Origin of the sequence: Nonomuraea sp. 3-1Str (assembly GCF_031570565.1) — a bacterium.
Taxonomy (GTDB): Bacteria; Actinomycetota; Actinomycetes; order Streptosporangiales; family Streptosporangiaceae; genus Nonomuraea.
In genome coordinates, this window is the sequence record NZ_JALHBK010000006.1 from 99,532 (window position 1) to 123,083 (window position 23,552).

A 23,552-nucleotide genomic window follows, 5' to 3' on the forward strand; every position below is an offset into this window, starting at 1 on the left:
GTCTCTGCCTGTGCCGACTCCAGGTGGTCGCTAGCTCACGACCGGCTCTCCCGGAGCCGGCTCGGTAAACGCGTGGCGACAAGTCATGTCCGGAACCCTACACCCGCTCTCCACCTGCTGGACTCCCGTTCTCACATGACGGACTGTCCTTCAGGCGAGTCGCCGTTGATCCCTGGCTATGGGAGTATTTCTTGGCCTAGAGGGAGGGTTTGAGGCCGTTGATGTCGGATCGTAAACGGGATGGACGCCGCATCGCCGGCCGGTACCAGTTGCAGGAACCCATCGGCAAGGGCGGCATGGGGATCGTGTGGCGGGCGTATGACGAGCTCCTGGACCGGGAGGTCGCCGTCAAGGAGGTCCGCTACGCCGCCGCTCTGGGCGACGAGGTGCAGCTCCTCAACCGGCGCACGATGCGTGAGGCCAGGGCGGCTGCCAGGTTCGAGCACCCCAACGTGATCGTCGTTCACGACGTGATCGAGGAGGACGACCGTCCCTGGATCGTCATGCAGCTCGTCGAGTCGCGCTCGCTCGGCGCGGTGATCAAGCAGGACGGGCCGCTGAAGCCCAGGCGGGTCGCCGAGATCGGCCTGGCCGTGCTGGAGGCGCTGCACCGGGCCCACGAGGCGGGCGTGCTGCACCGCGACGTCAAGCCGGAGAACGTGCTGCTCGCCGACGACGGCAGGGTCGTGCTGACCGACTTCGGCATCGCCACGCTGGAGACCGAGACGCAGCTCACGATGACCGGCCTGGCCGGCACCCCGGCGTTCATCGCGCCCGAGCGGCTCAAGGGCCTGCCCGCGCGGCGCGAGTCCGACCTGTGGTCGCTCGGCGCGACGCTCTACACGGCCGTGGAGGGCCGCTCGCCGCATGAGCGCGGCATGGCGCTGGCCACCATGCACGCCGTCCTCACCGACCCGCCGGACCCCGCTCCGCACGCCGGTCCGCTGGCCGAGGTGATCGACCGCCTGCTCGCCAAGGAGCCGGTCCAGCGGCCCACGTACGAGGAGACGGCGCGGATGCTGCGCCAGGTCTCCACTCCCCCGGTCCCGCAGCAGCCTCCCGCCCCGGCGCAGACCGCGCGGATGCCCGCGGCGACCGCGCAGCTGCCGGTCCAGCCGCAGGCAGGGCCGGGCAGCCGCGACGCCGATCCGGACGCGCGGCCCCGGCGCCGCACCGGTGGCCGGTTCTCGCGCCAGGTCCCCCCGGTCCAGCCGCAGGCTCCGGTCGAGGACGACATGCCGACCGACCCGAACCTGGCCGTGCCGGACGGTCCTGCCGCGGCGCCGCCCACGCCCACACCCCGTGATCGGGCGTCCGGCCCGGGTGGCGCGGGGTCCGGCGGCCCAGGCCGTGAGCCGGACCTGCCGGAGACGGGTGTGCGGATCACCGCGGCGAGCTCCGAGCCGGAGCAGGCGGAGGAGCCCACGATCTCGTCGTCGCGCGCTGAGGGCGGCCGCAGGCTCGGCCCCGTCATCGCGGCCGCGGCCGTCGTCGTCCTCGTCGCCGGCGTGGGCGGCTACCTCGGCCTGAGCTCGGTTCCCGACGGCACCGAGGACGGCAGGTCCACCGCCTCGGTGAGCGAACCCGCCACCGGCCCCAAGAGCGGCGACCCCGGCACGGGCTCCGCGCCGGCGACGCCCCCGGCGAGCACCGCGCCCCCGGCCTCGGGGTCCCCGTCGGCGTCCCCGTCCGAGACGCCCAGCGCCACGACCTCGCCGACGCCCACCTCGTCGCCCTCCTCCAAGGCGTCCGACCCGGCCGACGCGCTGCCCGAGGGCTGGAAGATGTACAAGGACAAGAAGCTGGGCTTCTCCGTCGGGCTGCCCAAGGGCTGGGACGTGTGGGACCGCGGCGGCCGGCAGGTCAAGTTCAAGGGCCCGGGCGGTGCCTCCAACGCGTACCTCATGATCGAGGAGGCGGAGAAGCCCGGCACGGACCCGTACAAGGACTGGAAGAAGCAGGAGCCCGTCCTCAAGAACAACTTCGGCGGCTACAAGAAGCTCGACATCAAGAAGGTGGACTTCCAGAAGGCCGCGGCCGACTGGGACTTCACCTGGAACACCAACACGGGCAAGACCCGGGTCCGCAACCGCGGCTTCGTCACCGACAACGGGCGCGCCTACGCCATCTACTGGCACACCCTGAAGAGTCACTGGAAGGCCGATTACCACTTCTTCGAGGGGTTCTGCGCCACCTTCAAGCCAGCCAAGTAGGGTGCGTCGCGTGGACAGGGAGGTCGGCGGCCGGTACCGCCTCATCGAGCCGCTCGGCGAGGGCGGCATGGGCGTGGTCTGGCGCGCCCACGACCGGCTCCTCGACCGCACGGTGGCGGTCAAGGAGGTGCGTTACACCGGTGTCGGCGACGCCCAGCGGGCCGACCTCAACCGCCGCACCATCCGGGAGGCGCGGGCGGCGGGGCGCCTCGACCACCCGTCGGTGGTGGTGATCCACGACGTCGTCGAGGAGGACGGGCGGCCGTGGATCGTGATGCAGCTCGTCCCGTCCCGGTCGCTGGCGCAGGCGATCGGCGAGCGGGGGCCGCTGCCGGTCGAGCAGGTGGCGCTCATCGGCGAGCGGGTGCTCGGCGCGCTGCGCGCCGCCCACGCGACCGGCGTCCTGCACCGCGACGTCAAGCCGGAGAACGTGCTGCTCGCCGACGACGGCCGGGTGGTGCTGACCGACTTCGGCATCGCCACGCTGGAGGCGGAGCCGGGGCTTACCGCCACCGGCGGGCTCGTGGGCACGCCCGCGTACATGCCGCCCGAGCGGCTCAACGGCGAGCCCGCGCGGCCCGAGTCCGACCTGTGGTCGCTGGGCGCGACGCTGTACGCCGCCGCCGAGGGCGCCCCGGCGTACCGGCGCGACTCCTGGGCCGCCACGGTGGCCGCGATCCTGCGCGACGAGCCGGCGCCGCCCGTCCGCGCGGGCGCGCTCACACCGGTGATCATGGGGCTGCTGCGCCGCGACCCGGCCGCGCGGATGCCGGCGGGCGAGGCCGCGCACCTGCTGCGCGGAATCGCCTCCGCCACCGGCCACGCCGCCCCTTCCGGGCATCCGGCCGGCCCCGGACCCCCGGGCCCCGTGCATCCCGGTCACCCCGTTCCCGTGCCCGTCACGGGGAGCCGGCCGTCCGTGGGGCGGCGGCTCGCCGTGCCCGCCGCGCTGGTCGCCGTCGCGGTCCTGGCCGCCGGCGGGGCGCTGCTGGCGGCCCGTATGACGGGCTTCCCCGGGGGGAACGGCACGCCCTCCGCCGCCACGGCCACGACCGGCGGGGCGACCCCGCCCGTCACCGCGACACCCGCCGGACCGCCGGACGACTCCCCCACGGCGCAGGCATCGGCCACCAGGAATCCGCCCACCGGCGGGCCGTCGGCCACTCCCGCGGCGACGGCCACGGCGGCGCCGGCGGGCTGGGTCCCGTACCGGAGCTCCGCGGGCGGGTTCACGATGGCCGTGCCGGCCCGGTGGAAGGTCACCAAGCACCCCACCCGCGACAGCGTGACCGTGCGCGGCCCCGGCTCCCCCGGCGCGTTCATCGTGGAGTGGACGGTGCCGGACCAGCCATGGCTCGGCCCCGTACGGCACTGGCAGGGGTTGGAGAAAGAGATCCTCGGCCGGGGCGAGTTCCCCGGCTACCACCGGATCGGCATCGGGGCCACCACCTACCTCGGGCGGCCGGCGGCCGACTGGGAGTTCACCTGGCGGCGTGGCGGGACAGTCGTCCACGTCGTCAACCGCGGCTTCCGCACGGCGTCCGGCCGGCCGTTCGCCCTGTACTGGGAGGCGCCCGACTCCCGCTGGGCCCGCGACCGCCACTTCTTCGACACCTTCACCAAGACCTTCACCCTGCGCTGACCGGTCCTATCCGGCCTGTTCTTTAATCGGCAGGGATGCGCGCTTGGGAGGGACTTTATCGGGTAGTCGGCCCGCATGTCCGATTCAGCGGTGATGGTCGGTGGACGATACCGGCTGCTCAGGACCATTGGCCAGGGCGGCATGGGCACGGTCTGGCACGCCCACGACGAGGTGCTCGGCCGCGACGTGGCCGTGAAGGAGGTCCACCCGCCCCCCGACCTCAACGGGCCGGAGCGCGACGTCTTCAGCGTGCGCACCTTCCGGGAGGCGCGGGCCGCGGGCCGCGTCGCGCACCCCGGCGTGGCGGCCGTCTACGACGTGCTGGAGGAGAACGGCCACCCGTGGATCGTCATGCAGCTCGTCCGGTCTCGGACGCTGGGCGAGCTGGTCCGCGAGGAGGGCCCGCTGCCACCGGCCAGGGTCGCGGACATCGGGCTGCAACTGCTGGAGGCGCTGCGCGCCGCGCACACCGCCGGCGTCCTGCACCGCGACGTCAAGCCGGACAACGTGCTGCTCGCCGAGGACGGCCGGGCGGTGCTGACCGACTTCGGCATCGCCACCACCGAGGACGAGGCGCCCGTCACCAGGACGGGCATCCTCGTCGGCACACCCGCCTTCATGGCGCCGGAGCGGGCGGCGGGCGGCCAGGCCGTGCCGGAGTCGGACCTGTGGTCGCTGGGCGTCACCCTGTACCTGGCCGTCGAAGGTCAGTCGCCGTTCCAGCGCGCGCACGCGCTGGCCACGCTGGGCGCCGTGATGCACTCCGAGCCGCCGCCGCTGGCCCGCGCGGGCGCGCTCGGGCCGGTGCTGCTCGGGCTGCTGCGCAAGGACCCGGCGCAGCGGATGGGCCTGGACGAGGCGCGGTGGCGGCTGCACGCGTTCGTCGCGGGCAACGTGCCGGAGCCGACGGCCCCGGTCGCCATCCCGGCGGGCGGTCTGAGCGACCCGGGCCCCTCGTCCATGAGTGACACGCCGGCCGTTCCGGTCGCCGCCGCCACTCCCGTGACTCCCTCACAGCCGCTCGCAGGGCCGCCCGACGGGCCGGTCGCCGGACCGTCGTCCGCAGCGTTCCACCCGGCGGTCCGGCGGCGCAGGCCACCGCTGTCGGCGCTCGTCGCGGGGGTCGCGGCCGTGGCGGTCCTCACGGGCGGCGCCGCCTGGTGGACGAACCGGCCGGTCGGCGACGCCCTTACGCCCACGACCGCCCCGGCCGTGGTCACCTCGGCGATGCCGTCCAAGCCCGCCTCGGAGCCGGTCAGCCACCCCGCCACGAGAACGCCGTCGGACCCGCCCACCGACAGCGGGCCACGGCAGGGCACGGTTCCGACGAACGGCCCCGCCTCGCACCGGCCGACGGCCGAGCCCACGCGACACCGCCCGACGACCGGGCCGACCGGCAGGGCGACACGCGAGCCCACGAGGAAGCCGACCACGAAGCCCACCAAGAAGCCGACCACGAAGCCTTCGACGAAGCCGACGGCCAAGCCCACCAAGAAGCCGACCCCCGCCAAGTCGAGGAAGGAGGACGAGCAGCCCTCGTCGCGCACGCCGGGCCAGGTGGACCCCGTCGGCACCGGCCGCTCCGCCGGCAGGACCAAGAAGCCGAAGAAGGTCAAGAAGGCCAAGGACGGCAAGGCCTGACGGCGGACGCCGGGATCCTCAGGGCTCCGCGAGCCTCAGGACTCGGCGGACCTCAGGAGTTGGCGGGCCTCAGGACTCCGCGCGGACGAGGTCGAGGGCCTTCTGCAGATCCTCGGGATAGTCCGTCTGGAACGAGATCCACGCGCCGCTCGACGGGTGCTCGAACCCGAGCGACACCGCGTGCAGCCACTGCCGCCCCACCCCGAGCCGCGCGGCCAGCGTCGGGTCGGCTCCGTACAGCAGGTCGCCCACGCACGGATGGCGCAGCGCGGACATGTGCACCCGGATCTGGTGGGTGCGGCCCGTTTCCAGCTTGATGTCGAGCAGCGACGCCGCCCGGAACGCCTCGATCGTGTCGTAGTGGGTGACCGACGGCTTGCCGCCCGCGACCACCGCGAACCGGCCGTCGCCCGAGGGATGCCGGTCGATGGGGGCGTCGACCGTGCCCCGGAACGGGTCGGGATGGCCCTGCACCAGCGCGTGGTAGCGCTTGTCGACCGTGCGCTCCTTGAAGGCGCGCTTGAGGTGGGAGTAGGCGTGCTCGCTCTTGGCGACGACCATGGCGCCGGTGGTGTTGGCGTCGAGCCGGTGCACGATGCCCTGGCGCTCCGCGGCGCCGCTGGTGGCGATGGTGTGGCCGGACCCCAGCAGCCCGCCGATCACCGTGGGGCCGGTCCAGCCGACCGTGGGGTGCGCGGCCACGCCGATCGGCTTGTTGACCACGACGATGTCGTCGTCCTCGTAGACGATCCGCATGCCGGGCACCGGCTCGGCGACCGGCATGGGCGTGCTGACCGGAGGCGGCAGCACGACCTCCAGCCAGGCGCCCGCGTGGACGCGGTCGGACTTGGCGGGCTCGCGGCCGTCGATCGTCACCTCGCCGGCGCCGATCAGCTCGGCCGCCCGGGTACGGGAGAAGCCGAACAGCCGGGACAGGGCGGCGTCCAGGCGCTCGCCCTCCAGCCCGTCGGGCACGGGCAGGCTTCGCCGCTCGGTCACTTGCCCTCCCTCGATCCGTCGATCTGGTAACCCCGCCAGGCCAGCAGCACGGCCAGGATGCCGCCGCACACGATCGAGGAGTCGGCGACGTTGAACACCGGGAAGTAGTCGATCACCGGGAAGTGGCCGGGCAGGACCTCGATGAAGTCGACCACGTGCCCCTGGAACTGGGTGGACCTGCCGAAACCCGAAGGATAGCGCAGCAGCCGGTCGGTCAGGTTGCCGAACGCCCCGCCCAGCAGCAGGCCCAGGGCGATCGCCCACGGCAGGCTGAGCAGCTTGCGGGCGGTGCGGATGATGGCGACCACGACCGCGGCGGCGATGAAGGTGAAGACTATCGTCATTCCGGTGCCGAGACTGAACGCGGCACCGGAATTGAAGATCACCCTGAACTGCAGCACGTCGGGGATGACGACGAGCGGCGCCTTGCCCTCCAGCGCCCGCAGCACCACCGTCTTGGTGAGGACGTCGATCACGTAGACGACGGCGGCCAGCGCGACGAGGACCGCGACGAGGCGGGTGCGCCGCTTCGCCGCCGGCGCCGCCGCTGCCGGTCCTGCTACCGGCGCTCCTCCTTCTGCTTGCAGGCCACGCACAGCGTCGCCCTCGGGAACGCCTGCAGGCGTTCCTTGCCGATCGGCTTGTGGCACGATTCGCACACTCCATAGGTCCCTGCGTCGATCCTGGCGATCGCACGTTCGTTCTGCGCGACCAGGTCGCGCGCATTCAGGGTAAGGGCGATCTCGCGTTCGCGCTCGTACGTCTTGGCGCCGGCGTCCGCCTGGTCGTCACCGGCTCCCTGGGTCACATCGCCGGAGGCGATCTCCGACTCGTGGCGGCGGATGTCCGCGTTGAGCTCGTCGATCTCGCGCTGCAGCGTGCCGCGTACCTCGGCCAGCTCCTCGTCCGACCACATCGACGGAGTGGTGGTCTGCGTGACTGCCGCCATGGGTGCCTCCATGCTGATCAAGGCCGGTGAATGGTGCGGGCAGCTTAGGTGCCCCATAACAGAACGGCAAACGACCCGCCGTCCCGATTACCTCTCCCGTACTATCCCGCCGCGCGCTTTCAACTCCTCCCGCAGCCACTCCATTCCCGCAACTTTGTCGCCGTTTACGACTTCCGTACCGGAGACAGGCACCTCACCAGGGAAACCGGGAAGACCAGGGCTCCACTCTGCGTTATGGTGTGAATCTGCAAGGCGTCGATGGGGCCCGGAATGTGAGGGACATCACCCCGGAGCCGCCGGAAGAACGGCTCCCCGGAGCTCATTAGACCCGGCAGCAGACCAATGAAGTGGGCCTCGCTCGCCGAGGCCAAGAAGGGTGGTACCGCGGAGCCGCACGGCTTCGTCCCTTCACGCATCCTGTCCGACAGTGACCGCGTGGAGGCGCGCCCCAGATGTCTTCCCCTAGTTTCCGCTCTCTTCCCGCGCAGGTCGACCTGCCCGCGCTCGAGCGCGAGGTCCTCGAACGGTGGCGGGACGGGAAGGTCTTCGAGCGCTCCGTCGAGCAGAACGACGGCAACCCCGCCTGGGTCTTCTACGAGGGCCCGCCCACGGCCAACGGCCTGCCCGGCGTCCACCACGTCGAGGCCCGGGTCTTCAAGGACCTGTTCCCCCGCTACAAGTCGATGCAGGGCTTCAGCGTGCCCCGCAAGGCCGGCTGGGACTGCCACGGCCTGCCGGTCGAGGTCGGCATCGAGAAGGAGCTCGGTCTCACCGGCAAGAAGGACATCGAGGCGTACGGCATCGCCGAGTTCAACGCCAAGTGCCGGGAGTCCGTGCTGCGGCACGTCGACGCGTTCGAGCAGATGACCGAGCGGATGGGCTACTGGATCGACCTGTCCACCGCCTACCGGACCATGGACCCCTCGTACATCGAGTCGGTCTGGTGGTCGCTCAAGGTCGTCTTCGACAAGGGCCTGCTGTTCCGCGACTTCCGCATCACGCCGTACTGCCCGCGCTGCGGCACCGGCCTGTCCGACCACGAGCTGGGCCAGCCGGGCGGCTACGAGAACGTCTCCAGCCCCTCGGTCTACGTCCGCATGCCCGCCACCTCCGGGCGGCTGGCGGAGCTGGGCGCCTCGCTGCTCATCTGGACCACCACGCCGTGGACGCTGGTGTCCAACACCGCGGTCGCCGTCCACCCCGACGTGACGTACGTCGCCGCGCGCACCGCCGACGGCGAGGTGCTGGTGGTGGCCGAGCCGCTGCTGTCGGTGCTGGGCGACGGCGCCACCGAGGTGGCCCGCTTCACCGGCCGCGAGCTGGAGCACACCACCTACTCCCGGCCGTTCGACCTGGTCGACATCCCGGGCGCCCACTACGTGGTGACCGGCGAGTACGTGACGGTCGAGGACGGCACCGGCCTGGTCCACCAGGCTCCGGCGTTCGGCGCCGACGACCTGGCGGTGATCAGGCGCTACGACATGCCGGTGGTCAACCCGATCGGCCCCGACGGGCGCTTCCTGGACGACGTGCCGATGGTCGGCGGGCGCTTCTTCAAGGACGCCGACGAGGAGCTGACCGAGGACCTGCGGGCCCGTGGCCTGCTGTTCCGCGGCGGCCACTTCGAGCACAGCTACCCGCACTGCTGGCGCTGCCACACGCCGCTGCTCTACTACGCGCTCCCGTCCTGGTACATCCGCACCACCGCGGTCAAGGACCAGATGCTGGAGGAGAACGCCAGGACCAACTGGTTCCCCGACACGATCAAGTGGGGCCGGTTCGGGGAGTGGCTGCGCAACAACGTCGACTGGTCGCTGTCGCGCTCGCGCTACTGGGGCACGCCGCTGCCGCTGTGGGTGTGCGGCGAGGACGACACGCACGTCACGTGCGTCGGGTCGATGGAGGAGCTCGGCACGCTCGCCGGCCGCGACGTCTCCGCGCTCGACCCGCACCGCCCGTACGTGGACGACGTCACCTTCCCCTGCCCCGACTGCGGGGCGGAGGCGCGCCGCGTCCCGGACGTCATCGACGCCTGGTACGACTCGGGCTCCATGCCGTTCGCCCAGTGGGGCGCCCGCGGCAAGCCGGAGGGCGTCTACCCCGCGCAGTTCATCTGCGAGGCGACCGACCAGACCCGCGGCTGGTTCTACTCGCTGATGGCCGTCGGCACGCTGGTGTTCGGCCAGTCGTCGTACGAGAACGTGCTCTGTCTGGGCCTCATCCTGGCCGAGGACGGCCGCAAGATGAGCAAGCACCTCGGCAACGTGCTGGAGCCGATCCCGCTGATGGACGAGCACGGCGCCGACGCGCTGCGCTGGTTCATGGCCTGCTCCGGCTCGCCGTGGGCGGCGCGCCGCGTCGGCCACAACGCGCTGGAGGAGATCGTCCGGAAGGTCCTGCTGACCTACTGGAACACCGCCTCGTTCTTCACCTTGTACGCCAACGCCGAGTCGTGGTCGCCCGCGATGCTGGCTTCGGCCCCGCCCGTGTCCGAGCGGCCGCTGCTCGACCGGTGGGCGCTGGCCGAGCTGCACCGCACGGTCGCCGACGTGACGGCCTCGCTGGACGAGTACGACACGCAGCGGGCGGGCCGCCGCCTGGCCGACTTCCTGGACGACCTGTCCAACTGGTACGTACGCCGCTCACGCCGCCGCTTCTGGCAGGGGTCGCACGACGCGTTCGCGACGCTGTACGAGTGCCTGGAGACGGTCACCCGGCTGATGGCGCCCATCGCCCCGTTCGTCACCGACTACCTGTGGGACGTGCTGCGCGGCGAGAACGCGCCCAGCTCCGTGCACCTGGCCTCGTGGCCGGTCACCCGTGAGGACCTGCTGGACCCGGCGCTGTCGGAGCAGATGGCGCTGGTCCGCCGGCTGGTGGAGCTGGGCCGCTCGGCCCGCGCGTCCTCGGGCGTCAAGACGCGGCAGCCGCTGCGACGGGCGCTGGTCGGGGCGCACGGCTGGCCGGCGCTCCCGGCCGAGCTGCGCGACCTCATCGCCGACGAGCTGAACGTCCAGGCCCTGGAGGACATGTCCGGCTTCAGCGCCGACCTCGTGTCGTACACGGTGAAGCCGAACTTCCGGGCGCTCGGCAAGCGGTTCGGCTCGCAGACCAAGGTGGTGGCCGCGGCCGTCGGCGGCGCCGACGCCGCGTCGCTGGCCCGCACACTGCGGGGCGGCGGCACGGTCACGCTGGAGGCGGGCGAGCTGGGCGAGGTCACACTCGGCCCCGACGACGTGATCGTCACCGAGCAGCCGCGCTCCGGCTGGGCGGTCGAGACGGGCGCCATCGACACCGGCACGGGTGAGACGGTCGCCCTCGACCTGGAGCTCACGGACGAGCTGCGCCGGGCCGGGCTGGTGCGTGAGGTCATCCGCCTGGTGCAGGAGGCCCGCAAGGCGTCGGGCCTGTCGATCACGGACCGGATCACGCTGTGGTGGACGTCCTCGAACGCCGACCTGACGGCCGCCCTGGAGTCGGGCGGGTCGCTGGTGGCGGACGAGGTGCTGGCCACGTCCCTCACGGAGGGGGCACAGGACGGCCTGCCGGTGCACGAGGACGCGGACCTGGGCCTGAGGTTCCAGCTGACCCGCGCCTGAGCCGGCGACGCGAGAGGCGGGACATCCTTGCCGGGGTGTCCCGCCTCTCCGCGTGCCGGCCTCGGGTGAGGTCTTCAGATCGTCGGTTCCGGCACTCCGAGATGAACAGTCGTCACTCTGGGTAATGGTGTGGTGTCCGGCCGCGGCTCGCGGCCTGGACGGTGCTCCGGGGGGACTGCCGGCCCTGTACGAGCGTATGCCGCCCTGTACCGGCCGAGGAGTGCCATGTCGCCCACCACCGTCGAGATCCCGACCGCCTACGGCCCGGTATCGGGGCTGATCGAGAACGGGATCGCGTCCTTCCGCGGGATTCCCTACGCCGCCGCTCCCGTCGGGCCGAACCGGTTCGCCGCGCCCGTGCCGCCCCGGCCGTGGGACGCGCCGCTGCCGGCTCACGAGTTCGGACCGACCCCGCCGCAGCCGCCGCTCAAGGGGAAGCTCGGCGAGCTGTTCCACAACCCGGTCGTCCCCGGGGACGGTTACCTCAACCTCAACGTGTGGACCAGCGCCACAAGCCCCGGCGCCGCCATGCCGGTGCTGGTGTGGATCCACGGCGGCGCCTTCACCACCGGCTCCTCCGCGGTGACGACCTACGACGGCGCCACCTTCGCCCGCGACGGCGTCGTCTGCGTCACCATCAACTACCGCCTCGGAGTGGACGGCTTCGCCTACATCGAGGACGCTCCCGTCCCGGCCAACCGCGGCCTGCTCGACCAGATCTTCGCGTTGGAGTGGGTGCGGGACAACATCGCCGGCTTCGGCGGCGACCCGGGCAACATCACCGTGGCAGGCGAGTCCGCCGGCGCGATGAGCGTGCTGACCCTGCTCTCCCTCGGCCGGGAGCTGTTCCACCAGGCCATCGTCGAAAGCGGCACGGCGCACATCGGCCAGACCCTCCAGGACGCCGCCCTTCTCACCGCCGCCGTCGCCACCCGGCTGGGTGTGCAGCCGACCGCCCGGGCGCTCGCCGAGGTGGGCATCGCCGCCCTGATGACGGCGCAGGGTCAGGTGAGCGACGACGTCACCTCCAGCGCCGACCCCGAGCTGTACGGGGCGAGCACCATCGCCTCGTGCGGCATGTCGTTCATGCCGGTGATCGACGGCGAGGTGGTTCCGCGACTGCCGATCGACGCCATCGCCGACGGCCGGGGCGCTGACGTGCCGCTGCTGATCGGCACCACGGCCGAGGAGTTCAGGACCTTCGTGGTTCCCACGGCCATGGTGGGCTGGCCCGGCGCGGCGCCGTTCAGGACCAGGACCGAGGTCTACGGCGCCCCGGCCGGCTTCTATGACCGCTACGCCGAGACCAACGTCGAGCCGTACCTCCGCAACGCCCCCTCCGGCGTCGCCTGCGCGACGCTGACCGACCGCATGTTCCGCATCCCCACCTACCGCATCGCCGAGGCCCGCAGCGACGCGCCCGCCACCACCCACGTCTTCGAGTTCGGCTGGCGGTCACCCACCACTCCCAACAACCTCCGCGTCAAGCTCGGCGCCTGTCACAGCCTGCCGCTCCCCTTCGCGTGGGACACGCTCGACAACCCCCACAGCGCGGAGTTCACCGGCCCCAACCCGCCCCAGGCTCTCGCGGACGCTCTGCACGGACGCTGGGTCGAGTTCGTCAAGACCGGCGAGCTCGGCCAGTGGGCTCCCTACAACACCACCGAACGCCCGGTGATGACCTTCTACCGCGACAACACGCCGAACAACGTCATCGTCCACGACCCGCGCCGCGACGAGCGGGAGATCTGGAAGAACGATCTCAACCCGAGCTGACCGGCAGCACGATCACGGCCTCCGGCGGGCGCGGTGCGCGCCGGGGGCCGGGCGGCCCCGACCCTCTTACGGCCACGAGGGATGAAGCAGCGGCGAGGCCGAAAGGTACGCGCCCATGAAGTCGAGGGGCCCAGGACGGGCGGGTCTAGGAGGTGGCGTCGCTGTCCTGGCGGCAGACCGAGCAGCTCGTCAGGCCGTCCTTCTCGGCCTCGGCGAGAGTCATGGTCCGGACGCCGCTGTCGCCCGCGGCGCGCACCAGAGGGCAGGCGGTGGCGTGGTAGCGGCTCGTGCCCTCGATCACCCTGACCGTGGTCGAGCCCTTCCCGGCCGCACCCTTGGGATCAGCGGCCGGCTCCTCGGCGGAGGCGTCGCCTGACGCGGCCGGAGCGGCCTTGCCCTGCTTGGAGCCGCCGCCCGGCCCGGCCGCCTTCCCGCCGCCGGTCTTCCCGTCGCCGGCACCCGCCCCTGCGGAAGCGCCGGACGCCCCGCCCGGGTCCCTGGACGTCTTGCCCGCGGCTCCGGACGTCCCAGCGGACGCCCCGGACGTCTTGCCCGCAGCTCCGGACGTCCCAGCGGACGTCCCGGACTTCATGCTCGATGATCCGGACGTCTTGCCCGCGGCCCCGGACTGGCCCTCGCCGGGACGATCGCCGGACGTGGCGCCCTTGCGGTCGACCCCCTCCCCTGAACGCGTTCCCGCACCGGGAGGGGTGACCACGACCGTGTCCCCCGCACCGGGAGGGGTGACCACGACCGTGTCGCCCGCGTCGGCCCCGCTCTCCGGGGTCGGCTCGGCACCGGTCGGGAGGGGGCCGCTCGGCTTGGCCGAGGACTCCGCCGCCGACGCGGGACGCTCGGGAACGACATCGCGCTCACGCGACCCGGCCTTCCCGGCAGGTCGCTCGACCGGCTCACCCGTGGCGGACAAGGCGCGCTGCGGCCTCGTCTCCGGACCCTGCTCGTCGTCCCCGGCCTCGGCACCCTTCGCGCGCTGCGAAGGCCCGTCCGCCCCTGCAGGGCGCTCAAGCGTGGGCTCCTTGGCCTCGGCGCCCGTGGCGGGACGGACGGGCTCGGGAGCCCGGGCATCTCCGGGTCGCGAATCGGCGGGCCGGGAACCGGCCGCGGCCGGCTTGGCGGGCGGCGCCTTGGGGCCGCGCGCGGCGGGTGTGAAGGCGATGGAGGGTGAAGTCTGCTGGTCGTCCGCCTCGTCGTCACCGGAGTCCGCTCCGGGAGCGGCGGCCGGCGTCCGCTCGGCGGCGCCCTGGCCAGTCGCGTCCTTGCCAGTCACGGTCTTACCGGTCGCGTCCTTGCCGGTCGCGTCCTTGCCGGTCGGCCCCTTGCCGGGCGCGCCCTTCGTGTCGCCGCCGGCGGTGTCCCGGTCAGCGGTGTCCCCGCCGGCCGTGTCCCCGTCGGCCGTGTCCTCGTCCGTGGACTCGGGGCGGGCGAACCACGCGTAGGGCGGGGAAGAGGAGGAGCCCGAGCCGGGCTTGGAGGTCGTCCCCGCACCGGACTTGGATCCGGAGGGCTGGGAGGCACGGTCGGTGCCGGGGCGGGACGTGGGGTCCGGGCCGGGCTTGGCCGACGGCTCCGAGGTGGGGGTGGAAGCCTTGGAGGCGGGCTTCGGCGCGGCGGGGGGACGGCCCGTGCCGGTGGGAGCCGGTGGGCGCAGGATCCGCGTGGTCTCGGACGGCTCGGAAGCCTCGGAGGGCTCGTCGGGATCGGCCGACTCGGCACGGCTGCCCGTGGAGACCCCGGCCGGAGCCGAGGGGGCCTTGGAGGCCGAGGGAGTCTTGGAAGCCGAGGGAGCCTTGGAAGCCGCGGGACCGGTCGAAGCCGGGAAAGAGGGGGATGCCGCGGGCTCGGGATCGGCGACGGGCGGCAGCTGCCGTCCGCCGAGGGCGGCGTCGGGCAGGCACGTCGTGCAGGGCGTGAAGCCCTCCTCGCGCGCCTCCTCGTAGGTGAGCTCTTCGTGATCTCGCCCGACCAGCTGGCGGCACCCCGGAACGTGGTAGCGCTTGCGTCCCGGGATCACCAGGACGAGGGCGTCCGGGGAGACCCCCATCGCCGGTGTGCGGCGCGGGGCGGCCGCGGGGACGGTCGCCGTCTGCTGCGGTACCCGCGGACGCGGGGACGGCGACGCTCCCATCGGACTGGTCTGCGGCGCTCCCACCGGGCCGGTCTGGCCGTACGGCATGCCGGGCGGCACGTGACCCACCGGAGGGACGGCCGGCTCGGCGGCCCGCCCACCACTGGGAAACAGCTCGTGACGCCGCAGGAACGCCCCGATCACCAGGAACAGCGCGGACAGCACGCTGACCACGATGGACCACATGATCAGGTAAACCTTGGCCAGTACGAAGCCCGCGATCAGCAAGACGACCGCCGCGAGCACCAAACCAGCGCTGATAAGGATCACAGAGGGCTCTTTCGAAGTGACGGGCCTGGTTGACCCGTTACTTTACCGGCGGTCGTTGTGCTGACCGTCGCCACCGGGGAAGGCACCCTGCGGGCCGTCACCGCCGAACGGGCTCGGACCAGCGGGGAGAGGCTGCTGGCCACCCTGCGGCACCGCGTGGGACATGGCCGGAGCCGCGGCCGACGGGCCACCCGACATCACCGGGAAGGCACCGCTGCCCTCGGCGGAGACGTTGAGCTCGGCGAGCTGGTTCTCCAGGTAGAGCTTGAGGCGGCTGCGGTACTCGCGCTCGAAGCTACGCAGCTCCTCGACCTTGCGCTCCAGCTCGTCACGGGTCTGGACGAGGGAGCCCATGGCCTGGCGGTGGCGCTCCTGCGCGTCGCGCTCCAGCGTCTCGGCGCGGGCGCGGGCGTCACCGATGACCTGCTCGGCCTGGCGGCGGGCCTTGGTGAGGATCTCGTCGGCCTCGCGGCGGGCGCGGGTGACGGTCTCGTCGGCCTCGCGGCGCGCGTCGGAGATCGCCTGGTCGGCGGTCTGCTGGGCCAGGGCGAGAACGCGGGCCGCCGTGTCCATGTTGTCCTCGGCCGGAGGCATGCTCATGGCCACGGGGACGGGCTGGGGCTGAGGCTGCGGCTCCGGAGCCCGCATGGGCTCGGGCTGCGGGGGCGCCATCATCTCGGGCTTCGGCTGCTCCTGCACCGGCGCGGAGGCCATGGGCATGTTCATGCCGCCCGGCACCTTCCCGCGCAGGCACTCGCCCAGTTTGGCGCGCAGCTCCTCGTTCTCCTGGATCAGGCGGTCAAGCTCAGCCTCGACCTCGTCGAGGAAGGCGTCGACCTCCTCTTCGTCGTAGCCCGGCCGCAACCGGGTGGTACTGAACTGCTTGTTCCGCACGTCAGCGGGCGTCAGCGGCATCTTTTTGGTCTCCTTGGCGCGCTTGGAGTCTGTCCGGAGGGACGGGGATTCCGAATCACTTCAGCGCGGACACGAGTTGGATCTCGACCGGTGCCCCCGCAGTCCCCGTCACCGGCCTATCCATCCAACGATCTGGATCAGGAGCAGGACGACGATGAAGAGGACTGTGAAGCTTAGGTCAAAGGCCACCGTACCCAACCGGAGCGGAGGAATGAAACGGCGGAGGAACTTGAGGGGTGGGTCTGTTGCGGTGTACGTGGCTTCGGCCAGCACCAGCACGACCCCGGAGGGGCGCCACTGGCGGGCGAAGGCCTGAACCGTCTCGAAGATCATCCTGCCGATGAGCAGCACCAGGTAGAGCGACAGGACGACGACCAAGATCTGACTTACGATCCCCACGGGCTGGCCGCGCCTCCCCTTCTGATGTGCCCTTCCGGCCTCGGCGAGACCCGGTTGGGTGCGATAGGCATACAGAGACTCTAACTCTGGTTGAAGAACCCGCGTTCCGCGATTCGGGCCTTGTCCTCGGCGGTCACCTCGACATTGGCTGGGGACAACAGGAACACCTTGTTGGTAACACGTTCGATGTTGCCGTGTAGGCCAAAGACCAGACCTGCCGCGAAATCGACCAGCCGCTTGGCGTCGCTGTCAACCATCTCGGTCAGGTTCATGATGACCGGGGTGCCGTCGCGGAAGTGCTCGCCGATGGTCCGGGCCTCGTTGTAGGTGCGGGGGTGGAGCGTGGTGATGCGGGCCAGATCGGTCGTGCGGCGCTCCAGGACGGTCGTGGCGGGCCGGGGCGCGGGGACGCCGGGGTCGGTCTCCTCGTCGCGGTCCTGGACCGTCACGGGCCGCTCCTCGCCGGTGCGGGGGGCCTCGTCCTCGTAGGCGTACTCGTCCGGGTAGGTGTCGTACCTCTCGTAACGGTCGTCCTCCACGAGACCGAGGTAGACCGCCATCTTGCGCATCGCGCCGGCCATCGCTACGTCGTCCTCCTGCTCATGGTCGCACTCGCTCGGGCCTGTCGCAGCGCCCGAGGCGGTAGCCGTACCCCCTTGAAGCTCACCGCTGATCGACCTCTACTGGATGCGCGGGCCTGAAGGCCCACTTGAGGGGACATTACCTGACGAAGGGCTTGCGACGGCCGAGCAACGCCGTACCGATCCGCACGTGTGTCGCGCCGTGCGCGACGGCCTCGGTCAGATCCTCGCTCATGCCCGCCGAGATCATGGTGGCGCGCGGGTGGCGCTCCTGAACGGCCAGCGCGACCTCCCGCAGCCGCGCGAACGCCTTGCCCGGGTCCTCCCCCAGCGGCGCCACGGCCATGACGCCGCCGAGCCAGACGTGGTCGAGCGCGGCGATCCGGTCGGCCAGCGCCGGAACGTCGGCCGGGGCGGCGCCGCCCCTGGCCGGGTCGTCGTCGAGGGACACCTGGACGAGGCAGCCGATCTCCCGGCCCTGCCGCCCGGCCTCCTTGTCGATGGCGGCGGCCAGGCGGATCCGGTCGACGGAGTGGATCACGTCGGCGTAGCCGGCGACGGAGCGCACCTTGTTGCTCTGGAGCTGGCCGACGAAGTGCCAGGTCAGCCCGAGGGCGGCCAGCTCGCGCGCCTTGGGCGCGGCCTCCTGGTCGCGGTTCTCGCCGACCTCGCGCACGCCCAGCCCGGCCAGGATCCGGACGTCCTCGGCGGGACGCGTCTTGGTGACGGCGATCAGCGTCACCTCGCCGCGGTCGCGGCCGGCCGCCCGGCACGCGTCCGCGATGCGCCGCTCCACGTCGGCCAACCCGGCCGCGATCTCGTCCCGCCTCATCGCGCCTGCCCCTCCCCTGAGGACCGCCCTGCCGAGGACTGCCCCGCTCGTCCCGCCTCAGTCACGCCGCCCGGCTCCCGCGGTCCCGGCCCACGGCCGCCACACCCGCCCGCCATACCGGCCCACTGTCAAGAGCTGCCGTCAGAAGCCGCCGTCATGGGCCGCCGTCGACACCCTCCACCGGCAGCCGTCGCCCGAGTACCGGGCGCCGCCGCCGGGGGCCGCCGTGACGGCGCCTTCGCGGCTTCCCGCCGGACCCCGTTCCGCCGGATCCCATCATGCCGCGCGCCCGTCCGGGCCCGCCGACCGGGCCGATCACCGTCCTGTACGGCCGGCGCGGCGCTGTGCGCCCCGAGGCGCCGAGGCGCCCCCGCACACAGCGGCGCCGCTCCGCCGTACCCCTGGAGCGGGAGCGGAGCGGCGAGGGCACGACGGTCACTTCAGGAAGTCGGGGACGTCGAGCTCCTCCTCCTGCTCCTCGAAGACGACCGGTCGGCGCTTGGCCGGCTCCGACATGCGGGAGCTGATCGGGGTGGGCGGGTTGGCCGGCTCGGGCGTGGGGCGCGGGATCGACACGGGGCTCGGCGGCTCCTCGGCCACGACCGGCTCGGGGTCGGGAGCGGGCTCGGGGACGCTCTCCACGGGTCGCACCGGCTCGGCCCTGAGCTCCGGCCGCGGCTCGGCCCTCAGCTCGGGGCGCGGCTCCGGCCGGAAATCGGTCCTCGGCTCCGGACGGGCCTCCATGCGGGGCTCCATGCGGGGCTCGGTGCGCGGCTCCATGCGCGGCGCGGGCTCGGCCTTCACGGTCGGCGGGGCGACGCTGGGCCGTACCGGCGAGGAGACCGGCGGGGCGGCCTGGGCGGGACGGCTCTGCGGGCGCGGCAGCTTCTCCACCGGCGGCGGCACGTCGTCGAAGCCGGCGGCGATGACGGTGACCCGCACCTCGTCGCCCAGGGCGTCGTCGATGACCGTGCCGAAGATGATGTTGGCGTCGGGCGCCGCGGCCGTGGACACGAGCTGGGCCGCCTCGTTGATCTCGAACAGGCCGAGGTCCGACCCGCCCGCGATCGACAGCAGCACGCCGTGGGCGCCGTCGATGCTGGCCTCCAGCAGCGGGCTGGAGACGGCCATCTCGGCCGCCGCGACCGAGCGGTCGTCGCCGCGCGCGTGGCCGATGCCCATGAGCGCCGAGCCGGCGCCGGACATGACCGACTTGACGTCGGCGAAGTCCAGGTTGATCAGACCGGGCGTGGTGATCAGGTCGGTGATGCCCTGGACACCGGACAGCAGCACCTGGTCGGCCGCCTTGAACGCGTCGAGCACGCTCACCTGACGGTCGGAGATCGACAGCAGCCGGTCGTTGGGGATCACGATGAGGGTGTCGACCTCGTCGCGCAGCGTCTCGATGCCGGCCTCGGCCTGCATGGCGCGGCGCCGGCCCTCGAAGCTGAACGGCCGGGTGACGACGCCGATGGTGAGGGCGCCGAGCGAGCGGGCGATGTTGGCCACGACGGGCGCGCCGCCCGTGCCGGTGCCGCCGCCCTCGCCCGCCGTCACGAAGACCATGTCGGCCCCCTTGAGGACCTCCTCGATCTCCTCACGGTGGTCTTCCGCCGCCTTGCGCCCCACGTCGGGGTTGGCGCCGGCGCCAAGTCCGCGCGTGAGCTCGCGGCCCACGTCGAGTTTGACGTCGGCGTCACTCATCAGCAGCGCCTGGGCGTCGGTGTTTATCGCGATGAACTCGACGCCCTTGAGTCCCTCTTCGATCATCCGGTTGACGGCGTTGACTCCGCCGCCGCCGATGCCGACAACCTTGATGACCGCGAGGTAGTTCTGCGGTGCTGCCACGACGAGGGGCCTTTCCGCTCGTTTACTTGCCATTTCGGTGCGGATGTCTCCGCGTTCTTCAGTTCGGGTAAGTCTCAACCTCAAGTTGAGATTTAGATTTATGTCAACCTGAGGATTGATACGGACAGTAGGAGTACGCTCCGGGCGGGTCAACTAACCGCGCCGCAATCACGTCCGGCGTGTCGCGGGCTGTCCGATTCGCTCCGCGGTCTCGCCAGGTCGGGGCACTCCTCCGCCGCATGTCCCGCGTACAGGCTCTCACGGCCGGGCCGCCCCCGTGTACCGGCGCGGCGACTCACCCGCGCACGCCCTGATCGGACGGCGGAAACGCCTCGCGGGGAAGATCGGTAAGGATCATTACCGGATGTCCGCGATAAGATCACTTGAGCGTCACCACGTCCGGCGAGCTGACGTCGTAGAGGTCCGCCTTGCGGCCCAGCACGCGCTCCAGGATGCGCGCCTTCTCCTCGCCGCGCTCGGCGCCGCCCCAGAACACCGTGCGCCCGTCGGTCAGCTCCAGCGACACGCCCTCGGCCGTGGTGGCGCGGACCTGCCGTACCTTTCCCGACAGGGAGCGGGGCAGGTTCTGTACGACCTTGAGCGCCGCCATCGTCGCCGGGTCGCCCGCGGCCGGCCGGTCGACCTTGAGCACCGGCAGCCAGGCCGGCGCCAGATCCCGCACCTCGATCACCACGCCGTGCCCGTCGATCAGCGCCGCCCGGCCGCCCACGGGCAGGGAGGCGACCGGCCGCCGCTCGGTGACCTGGATGCGCAGCGTTCCCGGCCAGACGCGGTCGGCCTTGGCCGTGGCGAGCTGCGGGAGGGTCAGGACGCGCGCCTCGACCTCGTCCAGGTCGACCGTGGCCAGCGGATGCAGGGCGGGAACGGCGGCCTTCTCCTTGACCCGGTCCTGGGGCACTGTGAGATTTCCCACGATCTCCACAGATCGGACGCCCAGGACGGGCGAGAAGAACACCAGCCACGCCGCGACGCCCACCACCCCGACCGTCAGCAGCACCAGCAACGCCGTCCGCGCCCTCATCACTCTCCCGGCTCCACGACACCCGGCCTACGACACCCGGCTCCACGACACCCGGCTTCACGACACCCGGCTTCACGACCGCCGGTTTCACGGCCGCCGGCGAAAGGACGGCATCGCCGATCTCCGGGCCGGAGCAGCCGTGGGACCGAACTTACGCCGCATCCCGCCCGTACCGCCCGAGGCGCGCCCGGAGCCGTCCCTCCCCCGCGCATGAGGGGCGGGTCAGCGGCCGGACAGCTCCGCGAGGATCTGCGGGCCCAGCTCGGTCACGTCGCCGGCCCCCATCGTCAGCACGATGTCGCCCGGCCGGGCGCGGGAGGCCGCCAGCGACGGCACCGCGGACCGGTCCGGCGCGTACGCGACCCGCTCGGCGGGCAGGGGCACGCGGCCCGCGACCATCGCCCCCGACACCCCGGGCTCCGGGTCCTCGCGGGCGCCGTACACGTCGAGCACGATCACCTCGTCGGCCAGCGCGAGCGCCGTGCCGAAGTCGTCGGCGAAGAAGCGGGTACGCGAGTACAGGTGCGGCTGGAAGATCGCGACGACCCGCCCGTCGCCGGAGTAGGACGCCACGACGTCGCGCGCGGCCCGCAGGTCGGCGGCCAGCTCGGTCGGGTGGTGGGCGTAGCTGTCGAACACGGCGACGCCGCCCGCCTCGCCCTTGGACTCGAAGCGCCGCTTGGCCCCGCCGAAGGCGGCGAGCCCGTCCCTGATCTCCTCGAACGGCAGGCCCAGCTCGTCGGCCACGGCGATCACCGCGGTGGCGTTGAGCGCGTTGTGGGCGCCGGGGACGGCCAGCCGGACGTCACCGCGCCCCTCGGTGGTGAACCTCGTGCCGAACCCGTCGGGCCGCACGTCCGTCACGCGCAGGTCGCCGGCCGCTCCGTACGTGCGCACGCGCAGGCCGCGCGCCCGCGCCGTCTCGGCCAGCTCCGCGGCGCCGGGGTCGTCGGCGCAGGCGATGAGCAGCGAGCCGATCCGCTCGGCGAAGCGGGCGAAGCTGTCGTGGACGGCGCGCGGGTCGCCGTAGTTGTCGAGGTGGTCGGCCTCGACGTTGGTGACCACGGCGATGTCGGGGGCCAGCATGAGGAACGAGCCGTCGCTCTCGTCGGCCTCGGCGACGAACACCTCGCCGGAGCCCTCGTCCGCGCCGAGCCCGGTGGTGACGAGCTGGCCGCCGACGCAGTAGGACGGGTCGGCGCCGCACTTCTGCAGCGCCACGGTGAGCATCGAGGAGGTGGTGGTCTTGCCGTGGGTGCCGGCGACGGCTACGGCGGTGCGCCCGGCCATCACGGAGGCGAGCGCGGCGGCCCGCGGGATGATGCGCAGCCCCTGCCTGAGCGCCTCGCCGAGCTCCGGGTTGGAGTCGCGGATCGCGGTGGAGACCACGACCGTGTCGACGTCCTTGATGTGGGAGGCGGCGTGCCCGATGTGGACGGTGGCGCCCAGCCGGCGCAGCTCGCCCACGAGGTCGCTGCTGCGCGCGTCGCTCCCGGACACGCGCACGCCGCGCTTGATCAGGATGCGGGCGATGCCCGACATCCCCGCGCCGCCGATGCCGATGAAGTGCACCCGGCCCAGCTCCTCGGCGGCGATGGGATCGACCAGCTTGACCAGACTCATCCGGCTATCTCCAAGACTTTCCTTGCGAGCATGATATCGGCGTCCTTGCGCCCCAGTCGGGAGGCCGCCTCGGACATGACGGCGACCCGCTCGGGGTCGCGCAGGATCGGCAGCACGTGGTGGACGATCCACTGGGGGGACAGGTCCGCGTCGTCGACCACGAACCCGCCGCCGCCCGCCACGATGCGCTCGGCGTTGAGCCGCTGCTCGCCGTTGCCGTGGGGCAGCGGCACGTACGCCGCGGGCAGCCCCACCGCGGTCAGCTCGGCGCAGGTGAGCGCCCCGCCCCGGCACAGGGCGAGGTCGGCCGCGGCGTAGGCCAGGTCCATGCGGTCGACGTACGGCAGCAGGACGTACTGCGGGTCGCCGGGCGGCGGCTCGTGGTCGGGGACGTTGTCCGGGCCGAGCACGTGCAGCACCTGGATGCCGGCCGCGCGCAGGGCGGGGGCCGCGGCCAGCGCCGCCTGGTTGATCGACCGCGCGCCCCGCGAGCCGCCGAAGACGAGCAGCGTGGGCCGGTCGTTCTCCAGGCCGAACCAGGAGCGGGCCTTGTCGCCCGTGGACAGCCGGTCCAGGGTGGCGATCTCGCGGCGCAGCGGGGTGCCGATGTACGCGGCTCCGGCCAGGGCCGGCTCGGGGAAGCCGCTGAAGACGTGGTCGGCGAGCCGCGCGCCGAGCCGGTTGGCCAGGCCCGGGCGCGGGTTGGCCTCGTGGACGACGATCGGCAGGCCGCGCCGCTTGGCGGCCAGGTAGGCGGGCGTGGCGACGTACCCGCCGAACCCCACGAGGATGTCGGCTGAGACGCGGTCGAGGACCGCGGCGACGGCGTTGACGGCGCCCGCCAGCCGGCCGGGCACCGTGAGCAGGCGCGGGGTGAGCGCCCTGGGCAGCGGAACGGCCGGCACGAGGTCCAGGTCGTAGCCGCGGGCCGGGACGAGCTGCGTCTCCAGGCCCCGCTCGGTGCCCACGCACGTGATGCCGACGGCCGGGTCCAGACGGCGCAGCGCGTCGGCAAGGGCGAGCGCCGGCTCGATGTGGCCGGCCGTCCCGCCCCCGGCGAGGACCACCCTCATGTCC

17 protein-coding genes are annotated in these 23,552 nt (G+C 72.6%); 5 read left to right on the forward strand and 12 right to left on the reverse strand.

The window, feature by feature from the left end; genetic code table 11:
- Positions 1 to 221: 221 nt before the first annotated feature.
- The 3 genes from MTP10_RS12620 to MTP10_RS12630 all read left to right on the forward strand — a co-directional run bounded on the left by MTP10_RS12620 (position 222) and on the right by MTP10_RS12630 (position 5,496).
- Positions 222 to 2,213 carry a serine/threonine-protein kinase gene (locus tag MTP10_RS12620; RefSeq protein ID WP_310709308.1) on the forward strand — a complete coding sequence of 664 codons (1,992 nt, stop codon included), beginning with the start codon at positions 222 to 224 and terminating at the stop codon, positions 2,211 to 2,213.
- A 10-nt stretch (positions 2,214 to 2,223) separates the two neighbouring features.
- The gene (locus MTP10_RS12625) at positions 2,224 to 3,855 is read left to right on the forward strand and encodes a serine/threonine-protein kinase (protein WP_310709309.1); all 1,632 of its coding nucleotides are present in this window, start codon (positions 2,224 to 2,226) and stop codon (positions 3,853 to 3,855) included.
- 75 nt (positions 3,856 to 3,930) lie between these two features.
- On the forward strand, positions 3,931 to 5,496 hold the full coding sequence (locus MTP10_RS12630; protein ID WP_310709310.1) for a protein kinase domain-containing protein: 1,566 nt from the start codon (positions 3,931 to 3,933) through the stop codon (positions 5,494 to 5,496).
- Positions 5,497 to 5,565: 69 nt separating this feature from the next.
- Here MTP10_RS12630 and MTP10_RS12635 read toward each other — a convergent pair whose 3' ends face one another.
- The 3 genes from MTP10_RS12635 to MTP10_RS12645 are packed head-to-tail and all read right to left on the reverse strand — an operon-like array spanning position 5,566 to position 7,444.
- The gene (locus MTP10_RS12635) at positions 5,566 to 6,495 is read right to left on the reverse strand and encodes an RluA family pseudouridine synthase (RefSeq protein ID WP_310709311.1); all 930 of its coding nucleotides are present in this window, start codon (positions 6,493 to 6,495) and stop codon (positions 5,566 to 5,568) included.
- On the reverse strand, positions 6,492 to 7,091 hold the full coding sequence (lspA, locus tag MTP10_RS12640; protein WP_310709312.1) for a signal peptidase II: 600 nt from the start codon (positions 7,089 to 7,091) through the stop codon (positions 6,492 to 6,494). Before lspA ends, MTP10_RS12635 begins: the two co-directional genes overlap by 4 nt.
- Positions 7,055 to 7,444, reverse strand: coding sequence for a TraR/DksA C4-type zinc finger protein (locus MTP10_RS12645; RefSeq protein WP_175588704.1), 390 nt, complete (start codon positions 7,442 to 7,444; stop codon positions 7,055 to 7,057). The genes lspA and MTP10_RS12645 overlap by 37 nt, the downstream gene beginning before the upstream one ends.
- 452 nt (positions 7,445 to 7,896) lie before the next feature.
- Between MTP10_RS12645 and ileS the strand changes: the two genes are divergently transcribed.
- On the forward strand, positions 7,897 to 11,043 hold the full coding sequence (ileS, locus tag MTP10_RS12650) for an isoleucine--tRNA ligase (protein ID WP_310709313.1): 3,147 nt from the start codon (positions 7,897 to 7,899) through the stop codon (positions 11,041 to 11,043).
- A gap of 225 nt (positions 11,044 to 11,268) precedes the next feature.
- Positions 11,269 to 12,819 carry a carboxylesterase family protein gene (locus tag MTP10_RS12655; protein WP_310709314.1) on the forward strand — a complete coding sequence of 517 codons (1,551 nt, stop codon included), beginning with the start codon at positions 11,269 to 11,271 and terminating at the stop codon, positions 12,817 to 12,819.
- Positions 12,820 to 12,964: 145 nt separating this feature from the next.
- On the opposite strand, the gene MTP10_RS12660 is transcribed toward MTP10_RS12655, so the two are convergent.
- From MTP10_RS12660 to murG, 9 genes are all read right to left on the reverse strand, one after another.
- The gene (locus tag MTP10_RS12660) at positions 12,965 to 15,235 is read right to left on the reverse strand and encodes a hypothetical protein (protein ID WP_310709315.1); all 2,271 of its coding nucleotides are present in this window, start codon (positions 15,233 to 15,235) and stop codon (positions 12,965 to 12,967) included.
- A gap of 42 nt (positions 15,236 to 15,277) precedes the next feature.
- Entirely contained in the window at positions 15,278 to 16,150 is an 873-nt protein-coding gene (locus MTP10_RS12665) for a DivIVA domain-containing protein (protein ID WP_310709316.1), read from the reverse strand.
- A 108-nt stretch (positions 16,151 to 16,258) separates the two neighbouring features.
- Positions 16,259 to 16,549: a YggT family protein gene (locus tag MTP10_RS12670; protein WP_310709317.1), complete on the reverse strand. Its 291-nt coding sequence runs from the start codon at positions 16,547 to 16,549 to the stop codon at positions 16,259 to 16,261.
- An 80-nt stretch (positions 16,550 to 16,629) separates the two neighbouring features.
- A complete protein-coding gene (locus MTP10_RS12675; protein ID WP_175588709.1) occupies positions 16,630 to 17,130 on the reverse strand; it encodes a cell division protein SepF in 501 nt (166 codons plus the stop codon).
- A 139-nt stretch (positions 17,131 to 17,269) separates the two neighbouring features.
- Positions 17,270 to 17,962 carry a YggS family pyridoxal phosphate-dependent enzyme gene (locus tag MTP10_RS12680; RefSeq protein WP_310709318.1) on the reverse strand — a complete coding sequence of 231 codons (693 nt, stop codon included), beginning with the start codon at positions 17,960 to 17,962 and terminating at the stop codon, positions 17,270 to 17,272.
- A gap of 435 nt (positions 17,963 to 18,397) precedes the next feature.
- On the reverse strand, positions 18,398 to 19,810 hold the full coding sequence (ftsZ, locus tag MTP10_RS12685) for a cell division protein FtsZ (RefSeq protein WP_310709319.1): 1,413 nt from the start codon (positions 19,808 to 19,810) through the stop codon (positions 18,398 to 18,400).
- Between the two features lie 379 nt (positions 19,811 to 20,189).
- Complete coding sequence (locus tag MTP10_RS12690; protein ID WP_310709320.1) at positions 20,190 to 20,852, reverse strand: FtsQ-type POTRA domain-containing protein; 663 nt, start codon at positions 20,850 to 20,852, stop codon at positions 20,190 to 20,192.
- Between the two features lie 222 nt (positions 20,853 to 21,074).
- The gene (gene murC, locus MTP10_RS12695) at positions 21,075 to 22,475 is read right to left on the reverse strand and encodes a UDP-N-acetylmuramate--L-alanine ligase (protein ID WP_310709321.1); all 1,401 of its coding nucleotides are present in this window, start codon (positions 22,473 to 22,475) and stop codon (positions 21,075 to 21,077) included.
- Positions 22,472 to 23,548 carry an undecaprenyldiphospho-muramoylpentapeptide beta-N-acetylglucosaminyltransferase gene (gene murG / locus MTP10_RS12700; protein ID WP_310709322.1) on the reverse strand — a complete coding sequence of 359 codons (1,077 nt, stop codon included), beginning with the start codon at positions 23,546 to 23,548 and terminating at the stop codon, positions 22,472 to 22,474. Before murG ends, murC begins: the two co-directional genes overlap by 4 nt.
- Positions 23,549 to 23,552: the final 4 nt, after the last annotated feature.